The sequence below is a fragment of the Glycomyces tarimensis genome (assembly GCF_054776215.1).
In genome coordinates, this window is the sequence record NZ_BAAHCB010000004.1 from 167,248 (window position 1) to 184,237 (window position 16,990).

At 69.2% G+C, this 16,990-nt stretch carries 15 protein-coding genes and 2 pseudogenes; 10 read left to right on the forward strand and 7 right to left on the reverse strand.

Features of this window, described 5'->3' with window-relative positions:
• Position 1: 1 nt before the first annotated feature.
• Entirely contained in the window at positions 2-886 is an 885-nt protein-coding gene (locus ACYVK3_RS04635) for a hypothetical protein (RefSeq protein ID WP_460496096.1), read from the reverse strand.
• 63 nt (positions 887-949) lie between these two features.
• On the opposite strand from ACYVK3_RS04635, the gene ACYVK3_RS04640 reads away from it, so the two are divergent.
• Entirely contained in the window at positions 950-2,077 is a 1,128-nt protein-coding gene (locus ACYVK3_RS04640) for a hypothetical protein (RefSeq protein WP_460496097.1), read from the forward strand.
• Between the two features lie 18 nt (positions 2,078-2,095).
• Here the strand turns inward: ACYVK3_RS04640 and ACYVK3_RS04645 are convergent, their stop codons facing one another.
• Together ACYVK3_RS04645 and ACYVK3_RS04650 are read right to left on the reverse strand one after the other, a co-directional pair.
• Positions 2,096-2,293, reverse strand: a complete 198-nt coding sequence (locus tag ACYVK3_RS04645) for a hypothetical protein (protein WP_460496098.1) — start codon at positions 2,291-2,293, stop codon at positions 2,096-2,098.
• 162 nt (positions 2,294-2,455) lie between these two features.
• Positions 2,456-2,557, reverse strand: a pseudogene (locus tag ACYVK3_RS04650) (30S ribosomal protein S14); the annotation flags it as partial.
• Positions 2,558-2,848: 291 nt separating this feature from the next.
• On the opposite strand from ACYVK3_RS04650, the gene ACYVK3_RS04655 reads away from it, so the two are divergent.
• On the forward strand, positions 2,849-3,103 hold the full coding sequence (locus ACYVK3_RS04655; RefSeq protein WP_460496099.1) for a 50S ribosomal protein L31: 255 nt from the start codon (positions 2,849-2,851) through the stop codon (positions 3,101-3,103).
• A 187-nt stretch (positions 3,104-3,290) separates the two neighbouring features.
• Here ACYVK3_RS04655 and dusB read toward each other — a convergent pair whose 3' ends face one another.
• Positions 3,291-4,454, reverse strand: a complete 1,164-nt coding sequence (gene dusB, locus ACYVK3_RS04660; RefSeq protein ID WP_460496100.1) for a tRNA dihydrouridine synthase — start codon at positions 4,452-4,454, stop codon at positions 3,291-3,293.
• 26 nt (positions 4,455-4,480) lie between these two features.
• Positions 4,481-6,859, reverse strand: a complete 2,379-nt coding sequence (locus ACYVK3_RS04665) for a hypothetical protein (protein WP_460496101.1) — start codon at positions 6,857-6,859, stop codon at positions 4,481-4,483.
• A 230-nt stretch (positions 6,860-7,089) separates the two neighbouring features.
• On the opposite strand from ACYVK3_RS04665, the gene dnaG reads away from it, so the two are divergent.
• The gene (gene dnaG, locus ACYVK3_RS04670) at positions 7,090-8,955 is read left to right on the forward strand and encodes a DNA primase (RefSeq protein WP_460496102.1); all 1,866 of its coding nucleotides are present in this window, start codon (positions 7,090-7,092) and stop codon (positions 8,953-8,955) included.
• 97 nt (positions 8,956-9,052) lie between these two features.
• Here the strand turns inward: dnaG and ACYVK3_RS04675 are convergent, their stop codons facing one another.
• Positions 9,053-10,099, reverse strand: coding sequence for a fatty acid desaturase family protein (locus ACYVK3_RS04675; protein ID WP_460496103.1), 1,047 nt, complete (start codon positions 10,097-10,099; stop codon positions 9,053-9,055).
• Positions 10,100-10,472: 373 nt separating this feature from the next.
• Between ACYVK3_RS04675 and ACYVK3_RS04680 the strand changes: the two genes are divergently transcribed.
• From ACYVK3_RS04680 to ACYVK3_RS04700, 5 genes are all read left to right on the forward strand, one after another.
• Positions 10,473-11,426: an ABC transporter ATP-binding protein gene (locus ACYVK3_RS04680; protein ID WP_460496104.1), complete on the forward strand. Its 954-nt coding sequence runs from the start codon at positions 10,473-10,475 to the stop codon at positions 11,424-11,426.
• On the forward strand, positions 11,423-12,244 hold the full coding sequence (locus ACYVK3_RS04685; RefSeq protein ID WP_460496105.1) for an ABC transporter permease: 822 nt from the start codon (positions 11,423-11,425) through the stop codon (positions 12,242-12,244). Before ACYVK3_RS04680 ends, ACYVK3_RS04685 begins: the two co-directional genes overlap by 4 nt.
• A gap of 8 nt (positions 12,245-12,252) precedes the next feature.
• Positions 12,253-13,050 carry an ABC transporter permease gene (locus tag ACYVK3_RS04690; RefSeq protein WP_460496106.1) on the forward strand — a complete coding sequence of 266 codons (798 nt, stop codon included), beginning with the start codon at positions 12,253-12,255 and terminating at the stop codon, positions 13,048-13,050.
• Positions 13,051-13,273: 223 nt separating this feature from the next.
• A complete protein-coding gene (locus ACYVK3_RS04695) occupies positions 13,274-14,206 on the forward strand; it encodes a M23 family metallopeptidase (protein WP_460496107.1) in 933 nt (310 codons plus the stop codon).
• 130 nt (positions 14,207-14,336) lie between these two features.
• Positions 14,337-15,089, forward strand: a complete 753-nt coding sequence (locus tag ACYVK3_RS04700) for a ThuA domain-containing protein (RefSeq protein ID WP_460496271.1) — start codon at positions 14,337-14,339, stop codon at positions 15,087-15,089.
• Here the strand turns inward: ACYVK3_RS04700 and ACYVK3_RS04705 are convergent.
• Positions 15,087-15,860 (reverse strand): annotated as a pseudogene (locus ACYVK3_RS04705) (alpha/beta fold hydrolase); the annotation flags it as partial. The gene ACYVK3_RS04700 and the pseudogene ACYVK3_RS04705 overlap by 3 nt on opposite strands.
• 58 nt (positions 15,861-15,918) lie before the next feature.
• Between ACYVK3_RS04705 and ACYVK3_RS04710 the strand changes: the two are divergent.
• Together ACYVK3_RS04710 and ACYVK3_RS04715 are read left to right on the forward strand one after the other, a co-directional pair.
• Positions 15,919-16,374: a MarR family winged helix-turn-helix transcriptional regulator gene (locus ACYVK3_RS04710; RefSeq protein ID WP_460496108.1), complete on the forward strand. Its 456-nt coding sequence runs from the start codon at positions 15,919-15,921 to the stop codon at positions 16,372-16,374.
• A 114-nt stretch (positions 16,375-16,488) separates the two neighbouring features.
• Positions 16,489-16,974: an NUDIX hydrolase gene (locus tag ACYVK3_RS04715; RefSeq protein WP_460496109.1), complete on the forward strand. Its 486-nt coding sequence runs from the start codon at positions 16,489-16,491 to the stop codon at positions 16,972-16,974.
• Positions 16,975-16,990: the final 16 nt, after the last annotated feature.

The following is a 16,990-nucleotide window of genomic DNA, read 5'->3' on the forward strand; positions in this document are numbered from 1 at the left end:
TTCAGGCCCCGGGACCGATCTCGATCCGATCGAGGTCGGTCCCTTCGGGTATGTACGTCGCCGGCACGTCCAGGTGCTGCTGTGAGATCCCCGGCGGGTACGTGCGCCAGCCGAGCTCCTCGCCGGCCCGCCGGAAGGGCAGGCCCCACGCCGGCATCCCGCCGACGATGCTCCCTTCGGCGTCCCGGAAGACGAGCGCGATCTTCACCGACTCGTAGTACAGCGGCGTGCCGTCGGTCTCGATCTGGTAATTGACCCGGTAGCCCTCCGGGCTGAACAGCGGCTCGATGGCGGCCAGGGAGATCTGTGGCGTCTCCGTCCTCCCGTACAGGAACGGACCGTCGGCCTCCTCGACGTTCCACAGCTGCGCGTCCTCGACCTGGAGCGTCAGCTCCGAGGCGTCGACGCCGTCGGCGGGCTCCAGCAGGATCTGCCCGATCGGCACCTCGGCCCGGGCGTCGATCTGGTTGAGGTACACCCGCTCGATCGGTACGCCGTCGTCGCCGGTGTCGATCACCGCCAAGGTGGTTCCGAGGACATCCGCGTCGTGCGGATTGCGGATGACCGCTCCCAGACTCAGCCGCTCGACACCCTGCTGATCGGTCACCGCTCCGAAGCCGAATTCCACGATCTCCAACGCGGCCGGGGTCACCGACTCCGTGGCCGACCACTGCTCGGACACGTCCGGAAGCACCAACTCGTCCACGTCGGAAACCCTCGCCTCGGGATCGGAGCCCGACTCGAGCGCGACGAGGACCAGCATGATCGCAATGCCCACGGCGATGCCGAACGGGAGCTGCGGGAGGCGGTCGGTGCGCCGGTGCACGCGCTCGACGAGCCCGCGCAGCGCGTGCGCGCGGCCGACGATCCAGCGAATCGGGCGCATGGGGGTCCTTTGTGAGAACGCTACACTCGTGTTCTCACGGTAGCAGTCTGTTTCACTGGAGTCATGGTGTCAGAGCCGCCGGCACGGGGCCCGGACCCGGAGATCACCGTCGACCTCGACGGTGACACCGAGCCGCAGACGGCGTCGCCCCGCGCCCGCATACCCAACGCCGCCTTGGCAATCGCCGCGGTGATCCTCGTGGTGGCCTCCGGAGCGGTGGCGGCGTTCAAGTGGCTGCCGGGCCGAGACCCCTCCTCGGTCGCGACCGTCCGGTCCTTTCTGGAGGCCGTCCGCGACGGCGATCCGGACACGGCCCTGGCGCTCACCCTGCGCAAGGACGGCGCCGACGACTTCCTCGTTCCCGAGGCGATGGACGGGCGCTGGACGATCAACGAGGTCGCCCAGGTCGACTACCATCCCGACGCCAAGGGAGGCCCCGTGGCCGAGGTCTACGCCGAGATCGAGGCCTACGACGGCACGCGGATCGGGCACCGGTACCGGGTGCTCCTGGGCGGCGACGAGCCGGTCATCCACGACGGGCTCGCCCACACCGAGATCAATCCCGACGATTTCGAGGACTTCGCGATGAACGGGTACGCCGTCGACCTGAGTCGGGACGCGCGTTACCTGCTGCTCCTGCCGGGCCTGTACGACTTCTACGAATCCGCGCCCGAGACCCTCGATCCCGGCGTGCGGCCGATGCTGCTGCTCGGCGACCGGTTCGTCGAGCTCGGCGCCGAACACTCGAGTCGCTGGATGCCGACGCCGTGGCCGGAGCTCTCCGAGGAGGGACTCCAGGCGCTCCAGGAGGAAGTCCGGGTGTTCTTCGACGGCTGCGCCGAACGGCCCGAGACCGAAGGCTGCCCCTTCGCGCCGCCGGAGGGCGACGACCGTATCGCGCTCGACGCCGACAGCCGATGGGAGATCACGGCGTACCCGCTGGCGACGGCGCACTATTCGCACGGGGCCGACGACGACGGCCACCGCTTCGAGCTGGTCACCATGAGGCCGGGCGCGGTGGAGGTCGATGCCGTGGTGACCGATGCCGACGGCGGGGAGCGGCGCACGACCCTGAGCTGCGGCATCTGGGTGGAGGGCCTGTACGCCACGTTCGACCTCGAAGGCGGCGCGGCGCTCAGGCCCTCAACGCGGGCCGAAGCGGCATGCCGCGGCATGGTCGAGGTGGCTTGAGTCCCGTCCCGGCCCGAGTCAATCGATGTGGATGACGCAGTCGCAGTCGATCCATGCGGAGGTGTCGCAGGCTTCGATATGGGTGATGGAGTACTGGACCTTGCTCTCCGACGCCCACAGGGATGCTGGGCTCGTCGGGACGTGGCCCGACGGCCGTTCGCCGGGTAGATCCTCTTCGTTCGCCTCGATCGAGGCGGTCTCCACTTGCTGGGCCATTGCCGATCATGCTCCTTCGTTGTACGAGTTAAACGCAGGAGACGCTCACATGGTTTCGTCCGTGAGAGCAGTCTCACAGCACACCCGCATCGACTAGGGTAGCGCTCCCCCGGGACGGTCGTGTACCGGAATCCGCACATCGACGACGCGAGAAAGCCTTGCCTACCAGGAGGAGTTCCTCATATCCGGCAATTCACGCCTGTGAGCGATCTCGCGAAGTCGGACACGCGACAGGCCGAATCTCCGGGAGGCGGCCCGCGGGCGCCGGCGCGGGCAGCAGAATGCGCACTCGGGGCGGGCGCCCTTCAGCGACATCGCTATAATGACAACCGTTGCCAATAAAAGGGAGGTCGGCGGTCTCGGCTCGCACCGCCGGAGGGGCCGCCGAGCTGTGGCCCGCCGCGGCCTTCCTCACCGGCTTCCCGCCGGGCGCCGCGCCCTGGCCGCGGCTGCCTGTCCACCGACGAGGAGCCGGCGTTTGGGCTCGGGCGGCGGCGGGAATTTCCGGTCCCGTTCGCGGGTTGTCTCGAAGAGCAGTAAGAGGAGATCTGAACCATGAAGCAGGGCATTCACCCGGATTACCACTACGTCGTCTTTCGCGACAAAGGCGCCGACTACGCGTTCCTGACCCGCTCGACCATCAGCTCGGACGAGACCGTGGAATGGGAGGACGGCAACACCTACCCGGTGGTCGACGTCCAGATCTCGTCGGCCTCGCACCCGTTCTGGACCGGGAAGAGCCGCGTGCTCGACGATGAGGGCCGCGTCGCGAAGTTCTACAAGAAGTACGGCAAGACTCCGAAGGAGTGAGCCGCAGCGACGAGAGGGCCTCCCGGCACCGGAGGCCCTCTTCTCGTGTCCACAGGGCTGCGCAGGCGGTTCCAGCGGCCGGAGCCGTCGAGTCCGGGCTCGTGCCCACAGGTAATGCCTCGGGCCCGCAGGCGGTTCCAGCGGCCGAAGTGGTGTCGAGTCCCGCCGGCCCGTGCCCGAGGAGCATTTATCCGCCGGAGGTGTCGAGCTCGGCGCCCTCGGGGACGGTGCAGTCGTCCCGGTCGTCGAGCCAACCTTCGGGAAGGGTCACCTTGCCGGGGCTGTTCGTGCGCCCGCGAGGCTTGCCGAGCGTGGCCTCGGGGAACGGCGCGTCGGCGTCGAGTTTGCCGAGCAGGTCGTCGAGCTCGGCGAGGCCGGAGACCATCGACAGCGCGCGGCGCAGTTCGCCGCCGACCGGGAAGCCCTTGAGATACCAGGCGACGTGCTTGCGGAACTCCTTGCAGCCGTGCTCCTCGGCCGAGATGTTGCGCCGCGCCTCGAACGACTCGGCGCCGGCGATCCACTCCACGAGCAGGGCGGCGTGCCGGGCCATGACACGCGCGACCTCGCCGAGCGTCGGCAGCCGCCTGTCGTCCCCGCCGTTGAAGGCCGCCTCCAGGTCCCCGAACAGCCACGGGCGGCCCAGGCACCCGCGCCCGACCACGACGCCGTCGCAGCCGGTCCGCTCGGCCATCCGGAGCGCGTCGTCGGCCTCCCAGATGTCGCCGTTGCCGAGCACCGGGATGTCGAGCGCCTCCTTGAGCGAGGCGATGGCCTCCCAGTCGGCGGTGCCCGAGTAGCGCTCGGCGGCGGTGCGGCCGTGCAGGGCCACCCACGCCACGCCCGCGTCCTCGGCGATCTTCCCGGCCTCCAGGTAAGTGAGGTGCTCGTCGTCGATGCCCTTGCGCATCTTCACGGTCACGGGGACGCCGGCCGGGGCCGCGGTCCGCACGGCGGCGGTGACGATCTCGCGGAACAGCCGCCGCTTCCACGGCAGCGCCGAGCCTCCCCCGCGGCGGGTGACCTTCGGCACCGGGCACCCGAAGTTGAGGTCGATGTGGTCGGCCAGGTCCTCCTCGACGACCATCTCGACGGCACGCCGCATCCCGACCGGGTCGACCCCGTACAGCTGCAGGCTGCGGGTCTCCTCCTCGGCGTCGAACTCGATCAGCCGCATGGTCTTGGGGTTGCGCTCGACCAGCGCCGCCGTGGTGATCATCTCGCACACGTAGACGCCCGCACCCTGCTCTCTGCAGAGCTTGCGGAAGGGCAGGTTGGTGATGCCGGCCATGGGGGCCAGCACCACGGGCGGGTCGACGGGCACGCCGGCGAGCGAGAGCTGCTTGGTCACCGGACGATTATCCCAGCGGCTCCGCGTTACGCCAAGTCGAGCGTGACCGACGCGTCGAACGGCTTCCCCGGCACCTCGTAGGCGCCGCCGTAGCCGAAGCCGTCGCCGCCGATGGATCCGCCGCCCTGGAGGGTCGCCGAGTCCACCAGGTAGGAGTGCAGGGCCTGGCCCTCGAAGTCGGAGACGAGCACGACCATGGCCTCGCCCGAGTAGTTCTGGACGTTGAGCGCGGGCGTCTCGGAGGCGCACATCGCGTCGGTCAGGCGCGAGTCGGCGAGCTCGTTGACGACCTCGCCGCCGGAGACCCAGCGCACTGCGGACTCGCCGCGGCTGGTGGCGATGAACTGGCCGCTCTGAGCGCCGACGACCAGGCACGACGGGTTCGCGCCGACGTCGACCGCGGCGGTCTCGGACAGTTCGGTGTCGAGCTCGCGGACGGTGCCGTCGGCGGTGGCCACGGCGAAGGACTCGCCGTTCGTGGCCACGTCGGCGACGCCGTCGTCGAAGGAGACGGGCTCGGAGACGGTGGTCGCGAAGCTGAACTCGGCGCCGTCGATGTGCTGGGCGGCGAGTCCGGTGAGGACCGGAGCCAGATCGACCGTGACCGCCTGGCCCTCGCTGAGCGAGCCGACGAGCGCGTGAGCGGAGGTCGCGACCGTGTCGGCGAGCGGGTTGTCGTCCACCGTGGTGCGTGCGGTGTCGACCGAGCCGGACGAGTTCGACCAGGCGTCCACCGAGGTCGGGGCGGTGATCGGCAGCTCGACCTGGCCGACGATCTCGGCGGTGCCGAAATGCCCGGGGTTCGGGAGGCCGGGGTAGGCCTCCGACCAGCTCGACTGGTACGAACCGGCCTTGTCGGCCAGGGCGATCACGACGACGGCGCCGGTCTGGTCGGCCGGGCTCCAGGTGGTGACGAGGGCGACCTCGTTGCCGTCGGTCAGGGCCACGTCGGTCGGGACCTGCCCTTCTGGCAACTGAACGCAGGTGCCGCCCTGCGCGCCGCTGATGCCCGCCGTGGCGACGATGCCGCTGGAGAAGGCGATGACGGAGTGGGCGTTGATCTCGCCGCTCTGCTCGGGACGGGCGAGCGCCACGGGCCTGCCGAGCTCGCCGCCGAGGCTTTCGAGGCAGTCGGCGGTGGAGCCCGCGGTCAGTTCGAGCTCGGGGCCGTCCTCGGAGAAGCGGCCTCCGGCTCGCGGGTCGATGCCCATCGCGCCGTCGTTCGCCTCGAGGACGGTGACGTGGTCGATGCCGGTGAGCTCGGCATCGTCGGTGACGTACCCGAGCTGGCCCTGGACGCTGCGGTCGGCGGCGTCCAGCAGCGGCTCGGTGGCGAGGCCGTCGCCGCTCGCCGCGGCGAGCTCCTCGGAGGCCGCGTTCTCGCCGGCGGTGCCGTAGCGGTACGCGAACCATTCCTCGCTGCCCGCGGCGGCGGCCAGTGCGGTGTAGCGCTCGGCGTCGAGGCCCTCCACGGTGGTGTCGGTCTCGACCTCTTGGTCGGAGCCGCCCTCGTCGCCGCCCTCGGCGGGCTCGTCGGCGGGCGGGCCGCCGAGCATGACGACGATGGCGATGATGAGACCGAGGGTGATGATGCCGCCGATGCCGTAGATCGCGTAGCGGACGCCCTCGTGGGTGGGAGGCGGGGCGACTTTGCCGTCGGAGCGCGGCGGCTCGGGCTCGGACGGGGCTGGCGAGGGCTCAGCCATCGGCTCCGCCCCGTAGGACTGCTGCTGAGCGTCTTGGAACCGCCCGGCCTGGTACTCGTGGGCCTGCACCTGCTCGGACTGCTGCGGCGGCGCCTGGGGGGCCGCCGCTTGGTAGGCCTCGCCCGGTTGGGCGAGGCCCTGGTAGGGATCCGCCCGGTACGGCTGCTCGGGCTGGAAGGTCTCCGCGGGCCCGCCGAGGGACTGGTACGGATCGGAGCCGTACGTCGAGGCGTTCGGGTCCGGGCGGTAGGACTGGTCGGCCGGTGCCTCGGGCGCGGCCTCGGGGGCCGAGGGGCCCGGCCAGGACGCGCCGCCACCGGCGGCGCCCCAGCCGCCCGAGCGGGACTGCTGGCTGATCCAGTCCTGGTTCTCGCGGGGCGGCCACTCGCCGCTCATGTCGGGGGCCTCGCCCCACTGCTGCTGCTGCCGCGGCGGCTCGGGCTCGACCGGAGCCGGCGGGTACTCGGGGGCCTGGTTCGGGATCGGCGCGCTCGGCGCCAGATCGGCGTAGTCGGCGGGAGCCGGTGCCGGCTCGGGGCTGGGTTCGAATCCGGCCTCGGCCTGCTCTTCTTCTTCCGGGCGAGCGGAAGGCAGATGTCCCACCCCGCGCGCGGTGATGCGGGGCGGATTGGTGGGTGTGGCCGCCGGCTCGCTGGCCGGGGGCCAGGAGGGCGGCTGCTCGGGCGTGCGGTCCGGCATGATAGGCGACTCTAGCGGATTGTGGTGCGCAACCGTGAGGCGTGGTCGGGAATATATCGAGTGAGGAACATGGTACAGCGGAGCGGCCATCCGAATCGATTCCGCGACATGGCGATCGATCCGCTGTGTTCATGGACTCACCCATATCGATGCTCACACGGTTCGGCGGCTGCGGTCGGAGCGTCGGCGCCAGGAGGCAGAATGGTCATGTCTTCAACGAGAGGTGAGTGGTGGCGGGCCGGATCCGAGACGCTGACATCCAACTGGTGCGCGAACGCGTCGACATCGCCGAGGTGATCGGCGAGCGTGTCACCCTGCGCAACGCCGGTGGCGGAAACCTCAAGGGGCTGTGTCCGTTTCATGACGAGCGGTCACCGAGCTTCAACGTCACCCCGGCCCGCGGCGTCTACCACTGCTTCGGCTGCGGGGTCGGCGGCGACGCCATCACGTTCCTCACCGAGGCCGACGGGCTCACCTTCGTCGAGGCCGTCGAGCGGCTCGCGGCCCGCGCCGGCATCAAGCTGACCTATGAGGACGTCGACGGGCGCGTCCAGCGCGGCCCGTCCTCGCAGCCCGGCCTGAAGCAGCGCCTGCTGGAGGCCCACACCGCCGCCGCCGCGTTCTACACCGCCAAGCTGCTCGACAGCGAGGCGCAGACCGCCCGCCGCTTCCTCACCGACCGCGGCTTCGACCGCGAGGCCGCCGCCACGTTCGGGTGCGGCTACGCCCCGGACGCGTGGGACGCGCTCACGAAGCACCTGCGCGCCAAGGGCTTCACCGCCGAGGAACTCACGGGCGCCGGCCTGGCCAAGCCCTCGCGCACCGGCAATCTCATCGACCGGTTCCGCCGACGCCTGGTCTGGCCGATCCGCGATTCCTCGGGAGCGGTGATCGGCTTCGGCGCCCGGAAGCTCTTCGAGGACGACCAGGGCCCCAAGTACCTGAACACGCCCGAGACGCCGCTGTACAAGAAGTCGCAGGTGCTCTACGGCATCGACTTGGCACGCAAGGAGATCGCGAGGACCGGTCGCGTCGTGATCGTCGAGGGCTACACCGACGTCATGGCCTGCCACCTCGCCGGCGTCCCGGTTGCGGTCGCCACCTGCGGCACGGCCTTCGGCGCGGAGCACATCCGCATCCTGCGGCGGTTCCTGTTCGACTCGGAGACCGCGAACGGGCGCATCGTCTTCACCTTCGACGGCGACGAGGCCGGCCAGCGCGCCGCGCTCAAGGCCTTCGACGAGGAGCAGCGCTTCGTCTCCCAGACCTACATCGCCGTCACGCCCGACGGGCAGGATCCGTGCGAGCTGCGCCAGAACAAGGGCGACGCGGCGGTGCGCGAGCTCATCGAGCGGCACACCCCGCTCGTCCAGTTCGCGCTCGACCGCGAGATCGCCAAGCACGACCTCGACACCGCCGAGGGCCGCCTGCACGCCACCCGCGCCATCGCGCCGCTGCTGGCGCGCGTCAAGGACCGCGGCCTGGTCGACGAGTACATCGGCGACTATGCCGGGCGCCTCGGCAAGGAGAAGGCCGAGCTGCGCCGAGCCGTCGCCGGGGCCTCCTCCGGGCAGGCCGCGCCGGACCGGGTCCCGGCCCCGAGGCGCAGCCGCGACGCCGACTCGACGCAACTGCGGGCGCAGCGGGAAGTGCTCAAGCTCGCGCTGCAGCACCCGCAGGTCGCCGGCCCCTACTTCGACGCGGTCGACGCCACGCCCTACACCGACCCGAACTACCGGACGGTGCGCGAGGCGATCGCCGCGGCCGGGGGAGTGGCGAACGCCGCGGCGGGTGCGAACTGGGTCGCGGCCGTCTCCGCCGCCTGCGCCGAGATCGCGGCACAGGCCCTGGTGAACGAGCTGGCCGTCGAGCAGCTGCTCTTGGAAGGCGAGCCGGACGCCGTGTACGTGCGCACCCTGCTGGCGCGCATCCAGCGCCCGGTGGTCGAGTCCGAGGTCGCCGACCTCAAGCGCCGCCTCCAGCGCGTCAACCCCAGCACCGACAAGGACGAGTACATGAGCCTGTTCGGCAAGCTCATGGGCCTGGAGCAGCATGTGCGCTCGCTCCGCGACCAGGCCGCCAACGCCGTCGAGTGACACGCGAAAGCCGCCCGCAGCACGCGGACGGCTCTCATAAGCGCCTGTCTTATGCCCGGTCGACCTTGGTCGGCTCGGGGGTTGCTGTGCGCCTGTCTTAGGCCGTGGCCTTGGTCGGCTCGGGGTTGCGCAGCGGCTCTCCGTTGCGGTGCAGCTCGGTGAGCGCCTCGCGCCAGGACTGGATCAGCCCGGTCTCGTGGTACGGAATGCCCTTCTCGTCGCAGAACTCCTCCACGATCGGCTGCGCCTTCGCCAGGTGCACCGACGGCATGCCCGGGAACAGGTGGTGCTCGATCTGGTAGTTCAGGCCGCCGAGGGCGACGTCGGTGATGAGACCGCCCTTGACGTTGCGTGAGGTCAGGACCTGCTTGCGCAGGAAGTCGAGATCGTGGTCGCCGACGAAGGTCGGCATGCCCTTGTGGTTGGGGGCGAAGATCGAGCCCATGTACAGGCCCCACACGGCCTTGTGCACGATGATGAACACGATCGCCTTGCCCGGTGAGAGCACCATGAACACGGCCGCCGTGTAGGCGATGAAGTGGATCGCGAGGAGGCTCGCCTCCAGTGCGCGGTGCTTGAGGCCCGGCTTGAGGACGGACTTGACGCCCGAGACGTGGAGGTTGAAGCCCTCGAGGGTGAGCATCGGGAAGAACAGGTACGCCTGGTACTTGTTGACGAACCGCAGCGCCTTGTCGGCCACGCGGGCCTGGCGCTTCGACCACACCAGGACGCCCGGCTGCACGTCCGGGTCGAGGTCCTCATGGTTCGGGTTGGCGTGGTGGCGCGTGTGCTTGTCGTTCCACCAGCCGTAACCCATGCCGTTGGCCAGGTTGCCGGTGAAGAATCCGACGCGTTCGGACGGGGTGCGGGTGCGGAAGACCTGCCGGTGTGCGATGTCATGGCCCAGGAGCGCCACCTGGGCGCTGACGACGGCCATGAAGACGGCGGTGAACATCTGGAGCCAGGTGTCGCCGATGAAGGCGAAGCTCACCCAGGTGCCGACGAACAAGGCGGCTATCAGTGAGAACCTGATGACGTAGTAACGAGGGCGGCGGCGCATGAGGCCCGCCTCGTTGATGCGCTCGGTCAGCTCGGCGAAGTCGCTGCGTGCCCTCGTGGGCCGTTCGGTCAATGCGGTAGGCATTGGTCTCCCATGGTCTTGATCGGTGATCGCGCCTATACGTTCAGCGGTGGTTACCCGATGGTTTTCGGGTGACACACTGCGATCTGCCGTGTGGTGTTCGTCGTGTCTGATCTCACTTCCAATCCTCGCGCGTTTTCGATGTCCTGTCGCTACGGCTGACCCGTCAATCGGGGTAGTGGTAACCCCCCTATCGGGCGCGTCGCCTCGGCCGAACCCTCTTGGCCCGTCGACCGGCGGACGGCCCGCGAACAGGCCCGGGACCCCTCCCGATCCGTCGACCGGCGAACGGCCCGCAAATCGGCCCGGGACCCTCCTGACCTGCCGACCGGGAAACGGCTCGCAATTTGTCGGTGCATCGATCTAGGCTCGCCACATGCCGGAAGAAAACGAGATCTTGGTGCGTGCGCGCGACCTTCGCAAGCGATACGGGGCCAACGAGGCGGTTCGCGGCGTCGACTTCGAGATCCGGCGGGGCGAGGCCTTCGGCTTCCTCGGCGCCAACGGCGCCGGCAAGTCCACCACCATGCGGATGATCGGCTGCGTCTCCGAACCCAGCGGCGGCCACCTCGAGGTCTTTGGCCTCGACCCCCACACCGACGGACCCGCCATCCGGGCCCGCCTCGGTGTCGTGCCGCAGGACAACACCCTCGACAACATGCTCACGGTCTTCGAGAACCTCACCGTCTACGCCGGATACTTCGGCATCAAACGCAAAGCGGCCAAGGTCCAGGCGGCCGAGCTGCTCGAGTTCGTCCAGCTTTCCGCGCGCTCCGACGACAAGGTCAACGACCTCTCCGGCGGCATGCAGCGCCGTCTGGCGATCGCCCGATCCCTCATCAACGCCCCCGACCTGGTCATCCTCGACGAGCCCACCACCGGGCTCGACCCGCAGGCCCGCCACCTGGTCTGGGAACGGCTGTTCCAGCTCAAGCAGGAAGGCGTGTCGATCCTGCTCACCACCCACTACATGGACGAGGCCGAGCAGCTGTGCGACCGCCTCGTCGTCATGGACGAGGGCAAGATCATCGCCGCCGGCTCGCCGCGCGAGCTCATCGACAAGCACGTCACCAAGGAGGTCGTCGAGCTGCGATTCGCCGGCCAGCACACCACCGACCTCGCCGAGATCGCCCTCGACCTCGGCGGCGTCGGCGCCCAGATCGAACCGCTGCCCGACCGCATCCTCGTCTACACCGACGACGCCGACGACACCACCGCCGTGCTCGAGGCCCGCGACATCCGGCCCACGTCCGTGCTCGGCCGCCGCGCCACCCTCGAAGACGTCTTCCTGCGCCTCACCGGCCGCGCCCTCGTGGAGGACGGCGCATGACCGCCACCGCGACCACCGCCACCGCGGCGTCGAACGCGCGGCTCGGCCACGCCACCGCGGCCTGGCGCGCCTTCACGCTCCAGCTCAGCCTGTACAAGCACATCTGGCACGGCACGTTGTTCTCCTCGGTGCTGCTGCCGATCCTGTACATGGTCAGCATCGGGATCGGCGTCGGCTCCTACATCGACTCCGGCGCCACCGGCGGCATCACCTATGCCGAGTTCATCGCCCCCGGCCTGATCTGCTCGGTCGCGGTCATGATGCTCGGCAACGACATGGTCTACCCCGTCTTCGGCGGGTACGAGGAGTGGAACGGCGCCTACCTCGCCCAGCGGGCCACCCCGCTCCGTCCGGTCGACATCCTCAACGGCCACCTGCTCTACGCGATCGTCTTCCGGCCGCTGACGGCCTGCACGGTCGTCGCGGTCGTGCTCGCCTTCTTCGGCGTCTACACCTCGGCCTGGGCCGCGCTGGCCGTCGTCGTCTCGGTGCTCGTCTCGGCCTCGATCGCGCCGTGGCTGCACGCCTGGTGCTCCAGCCTCAAGAACGACGCGATGCTCAACGCGGTCTTCCGCTTCGCGATCATGCCGATCACGCTGTTCTCCGGGGTATTCTTCCCCGCCGAGCAGATGCCGGGCTTCCTCCAACCACTGGTGTGGATCTCTCCGTTGTGGCACGGCACCGAGCTCGCCCGCGCCGCCACCGCGGGCGTCGCCCCCGCCCTGCCGCCGGTCGCCCACCTCGCGTACTTCCTTGTGCTGGCCGTCGTCGGCTGGCTCGTGGCCAGGCGCGTCATCATCCGACGACTGACCTTCTAGGAGCATCAGTGTCCGTCATCTCCTACGGCCTCGTCCGAGCGAACGTGAAGCCCTCCGGCTCCATGCTCGCCCGCAACTGGATCGCCATGCGCCGCGCCTGGGTCCTCGTGGTCTCCGGCGGCGTGGAGTCGCTGCTGTTCCTGTTCGCCTTCGGGTTCGGCGTCGGCTCCATGGTCGGCGACATCACCCTGCCCGACGGCACCGTCATCTCGTACACCGCCTTCGTCGCGCCGGCGATCCTCGCCAACGCCGCCATGATGGGCACGCTGATGGAGACCTCCATCAACGTGTTCGCGAAGTTCAAGTGGATGAAGATCTACGACGGCATCCTCAACACCCCGATGCGGCCCGGCGACGTGGCCCTCGGCGAGGTGTGGTGGGCGCTCATCCGCGGCGGCATCTACGTCGCCATGTTCGTGATCGCCATGGGCGCCTTCGGGCTCCTCGATTCGTGGTGGTCGATCCTCGCCGTGCCGGCCTGCGTCTTCATCGCCCTGGCCTTCGCCGGGATCGGCCTCACCCTGGCCACATTCTTCCGCGAGTGGACCGACTTCGACTGGATGATGGCGGTCGTGTTCGCGATGTTCCTGTTCGGCGGCACCTTCACCCCGGTGGAGGCCTATCCGGGCTTCGCGCAGCCGATCGTCTACGTCATGCCGCTGTATCACGGGATCGAGCTGGTGCGCGGCCTCAGCCTCGGCGAGTTCGGTCCGATGATGCTGGTGAACATGCTGTATCTGCTCGCGCTGGCGGCGACCGGAACGTGGATCGCGCAGCGACGCTTGGCGAAGGCGCTGTACAAGTAGGCCCCCTGGGAAACCGGGCGCATCCCTTGGCGAAGAAGCGAAGCGAGGACGAGGACCGCGTGGCGGAAACCGTCAAGCCCATCCGCAAGTAAGAAAAAATTCTTCAAATGTGACCTTCACAACGAAGATTTTCTCCGATATCGTCCTTTTTACGCATGACGGTCACCGCGCAGCGAACCGCCGTAGCGGGCCGTCCATCATCCCTTCCTTAAGGAGGTCCCTCATGCGAGCCGAAGGAAGCCGAGAGGGCCGAGCGCACATCCCGACCACCCGACGCGGGCGCAGATTCGCGCTCCTCATCGTCGCCTCCATCATGGCGCTGGCGGGGGCGACGGTCCCCGCAGGCGTCTCCAACGCCGAAGAGGTGTCGGCACAGGCGGTCACGCACAAGAGTCCCTTCAACTGCAACAAGACCTTTTACGCCAACAACTGGACCGGGAACCACAGGCCGAGCAACACCATCGACTGGCAGAACTACGGCTCCGACGCCATCAACGGCGAGAACGTCCGCGCCACGGCGGGCGGCACCGCGTACTTCTACAACGAGGGCAACACCAGCTACGGCCGGTGGGTCCAGATCGTCCACTCCGACGGCTCCCGCACTCGGTACGCCCACCTGGCGACCCAGGTCAGGTCGCCCGGGTCCTCGATGAGCGTCAGCCAGGGCACCATCATCGGCACCGTCGGCTCCACGGGCAACTCCTCGGCCCCGCACCTGCACTACGAGCAGCGCAACTCGAGCGGCTCGGTGGTCACCCCGGTGGTCGACGGCGTCCGAGTGCCGCTGGGCACCAAGAAGGCCGTCACCAGCTCCAACGCCTGCGGCGGCTCGGGCAACCCGTACACCCCCGGGGAGGTCTGCGGCAGCGGCTACTCCCAGATCGACTCCGAGGGGCTGACCGGCGGCAGGGTCTACCTGATGTACAACAGCTCCAACGGCTACAACTGCGTCGTCACCATCAAGACCAGCAATGTCGGCAAGGCGACCGCGGTCTCGGCCGCCCTCCAAGTCGAGGGCGGCTCCATGACCACCGACTCGGGGAACTTCTCGTACTACGCCGGACCCGTGAAGAAACACGCGCCGGGCACCTGCGTGAAGTGGGGCGGATCGGTCGGCTCCAGCTCGTACACGAGCCCCTTCGAGCACTGCGGCTGACGAGAACCGGAGCCGATAAGGTGGGCGCGTGAGAACCCTGCTGCGACTGTGCGCGGTCGTCACGCTGGTCGGCGCGTCCGCCTTGGCTCCGGCCTCGACCGCTCATGCCGCCGATGAGCCGCGTGTGCTGGTGCTGACCGCCGGACACGGTGACGAGGAGACCGTCGACTTCGCTCTGGAGCGCCTCGGCATGGAGGCCCGGCGCTGGAACTTCCAACTGGAGCGAGGCGAACCGGCCGACGTGGAGGACCTGTCCGGCATCGACGCCGTCATGCTCCTCAACACCGAAGGCGACATCTTCGACGCCGAGCAGGAGGCCGCGCTCCAGTCGTTCGTCGAAGGCGGCGGCGGCCTCGTGGCGACCCACTCCGCGGCCGTCACCGAACCCGAGTGGGCATGGTGGCACGAAGCGCTGGGCGCGACCGTGACCGGCGAGGCCATCACCCCGGCGTCGAAAGAGGCGATCAGCTTCGTCTCCGGTTCGCCGGTCACCGCGGGGCTCGACGAGGACGTGGACCTGACCGAGCGCTGGTACTACTTCGACCCCGAACCGTCTTCGGAGACCGGCCACGAGGTGGTCGCGACCATGGACTCCAGCGACCCGGTGGCCTGGACCTGGCCGGACCAGCGGGTCTTCTACTCCGTCGCGGGAGGCGAGCACGGCACCTGGGGTGAGCGGGACTTCCTGCAGCTGATGCGCCAGGCGATCTGGTGGGCCGCGGGCGAAGAGGGCGCGATGGTCCAGAACGTCGAGGACGCCGCGCCGGACTGGCCGTACACGCTGACGTTCGTCCTCTTCGTGGCGGCGGTGGCCGGCGGTGGTTCGATCGCCGTGTGGAGCCTCGACCGCACCGAGACGGCTCAAGCCGCCCCGAGCCGATAACGACCGCAGGAAGTCCAGCACGAGCCGATTGAACTCCTCAGGACGTTCCATATTGGGATAGTGCGCCGCGCCGTCGATGGAGGCGGCGCGCCCGTTGGCGACCGTCCGAACCAGGCGCTCGGCCATGCCGAGGTGGTCGGGGGAGTCGACGGCCCCGTTGAGGGCGAGCACGGGCGCCTCGATCGAGGCGGCGCGGGACCACGTGTCGACCACCGGTCGCATCCAGTTCGGCTCGTCCGGGGCGTGCTTGGACATGGTCGCCCGCGCCATCTCGCGCAGACGCCGCACCACCTCGGCATCGACCTCGTCGAGCCCCCGGCGCGGCCCGGCGGCGAACCGTGCGAACGCCTCGATGGAGCCCTCGAGATCGCCCGCCGACACGGCGGCGTTCCATTCGGTCCACAGCTCGGTGGTCCAGGGATCGGTGAAGTAGGGCTCGCTGGTGCCGACGCCGCTGACGACGACGGCCTCCACGAGCTCGCGGTGTTCGAGGGCCGTGTCGATCGCGGTGGCGCCGCCCATCGAGACGCCCACGAGCACCGCCGGTCCGGTGCCGAGACGGCGCAGGAGCGCGGCGAGGTCGTCGGTGTGGCGGAACGGCGCGGTCGCATTCGGGGAGCGGCCGTGCCCTCGCGCGTCGGGCGCGATGACCCGGCAGTGCTCAGCGAGGACGGGTATCTGGTCGTCCCACATGCCGTGGCTGAGGAAGCCGCCGTGCAGCAGGACGACCGGACGGCCGGTGCCGGTGTCGAGCCAGAATAGATCACTCATGACAACTAGGATGTCATCTCTGTTTCAAATTGACAACTGAGGTGTCATAATATGCTCCATGAACGATCCCGAAACCGTGGCCGACCGCTTGGCCGAGGTATGCGACCTGGTAGGACCGCTCTACAGGCTGAGTTACCGCAAGGTGGAGCTCGACTTGGAACCCGAAGGCGTCTCGGTGGGCGTGCGGGCCGTGCTGGTGATGCTCCACGCGCGGGGGCCGATGACCGTGCCGCAGATGGGGCGCGCGCAGGCGCTGAGTCGGCAGTTCGTGCAGCGCATGGTCAACGAGGCGGCCCGGCGGCACCTGGTGGAGGCCATCCCGAATCCCGCGCACAAGCGCTCCTCCCTCATCCGACTGACCGACGAGGGGCGGGCGCTCGTCGGCACGGTCCACGACCGAGAACGCGAGGCGCTGAGCCGCCTTGGCGAAGACCTGACCGAGCCGGAGATCGAAACCTGCGTGAAGGTGTTGGCGCACCTGGTCCGAGGTCTCGGGGATATCGAAGTGGACTGAACCCCGCACCGGGAAGCGCGCTTGTTGCGGGAGCCGCATATGCCTCGTCCGATTGCGCCCCAGATGGACCCGCTCTCGAACCCCTTGCGGAGGCCGCCGGTTAGGGTCTGCCATATGACTCAGCCCGGATCGCCGCCCCAGGCGGTGCTCGGCGGATTCGCCGTCTCCTTCGCCGTCGTGTGCGCGTTCGTCACCGATCCCGACGGCAGAGTGCTCGTCGTCAAACCGACCTACCGCGACGACTGGCAGTTCGTGGGCGGCATGGTCGACAAGGGCGAAGCCCCTCATGAGGCCTGCGCTCGCGAGGTCAAGGAAGAGATAGGGCTGTACCTGCCGGTCGGGGACCTGCTCGTGCTCGACTATGTGCCCCAGCACGAGTTCGTGTCCGCGCCGATGACGATCTACGTCTTCGACAGCGGAACCATCGATGACCCGGACTCGATCAATCTGCAGGCCGACGAGCTCGAGGAGTTCGGTTTCCTCCCGATCCAAGAAGCCGAGCCGCGGTTCGCCGAGGCGCACCGGCCGCGCATCGGCCTGGCGATGGAGGCTCGCCGAACGGGGAAGACGGTCTTCCAGCGGCCGCGCCGCCCGATCTAAGCCAGCGGCCAGCCCG

What these genes read in the sequence shown, in the direction of transcription:
- ACYVK3_RS04635 (WP_460496096.1), bottom strand. Translation starts at nt 886, where the DNA reads ATGCGCCCGATTCGCTGGATCGTCGGCCGCGCGCACGCGCTGCGCGGG.
- ACYVK3_RS04640 (WP_460496097.1), top strand. Translation starts at nt 950, where the DNA reads ATGGTGTCAGAGCCGCCGGCACGGGGCCCGGACCCGGAGATCACCGTC.
- ACYVK3_RS04645 (WP_460496098.1), bottom strand. Translation starts at nt 2,293, where the DNA reads ATGGCCCAGCAAGTGGAGACCGCCTCGATCGAGGCGAACGAAGAGGAT.
- ACYVK3_RS04655 (WP_460496099.1), top strand. Translation starts at nt 2,849, where the DNA reads ATGAAGCAGGGCATTCACCCGGATTACCACTACGTCGTCTTTCGCGAC.
- ACYVK3_RS04665 (WP_460496101.1), bottom strand. Translation starts at nt 6,859, where the DNA reads ATGCCGGACCGCACGCCCGAGCAGCCGCCCTCCTGGCCCCCGGCCAGC.
- ACYVK3_RS04675 (WP_460496103.1), bottom strand. Translation starts at nt 10,099, where the DNA reads ATGCCTACCGCATTGACCGAACGGCCCACGAGGGCACGCAGCGACTTC.
- ACYVK3_RS04680 (WP_460496104.1), top strand. Translation starts at nt 10,473, where the DNA reads ATGCCGGAAGAAAACGAGATCTTGGTGCGTGCGCGCGACCTTCGCAAG.
- ACYVK3_RS04685 (WP_460496105.1), top strand. Translation starts at nt 11,423, where the DNA reads ATGACCGCCACCGCGACCACCGCCACCGCGGCGTCGAACGCGCGGCTC.
- ACYVK3_RS04695 (WP_460496107.1), top strand. Translation starts at nt 13,274, where the DNA reads ATGCGAGCCGAAGGAAGCCGAGAGGGCCGAGCGCACATCCCGACCACC.
- ACYVK3_RS04710 (WP_460496108.1), top strand. Translation starts at nt 15,919, where the DNA reads ATGAACGATCCCGAAACCGTGGCCGACCGCTTGGCCGAGGTATGCGAC.
- ACYVK3_RS04715 (WP_460496109.1), top strand. Translation starts at nt 16,489, where the DNA reads ATGACTCAGCCCGGATCGCCGCCCCAGGCGGTGCTCGGCGGATTCGCC.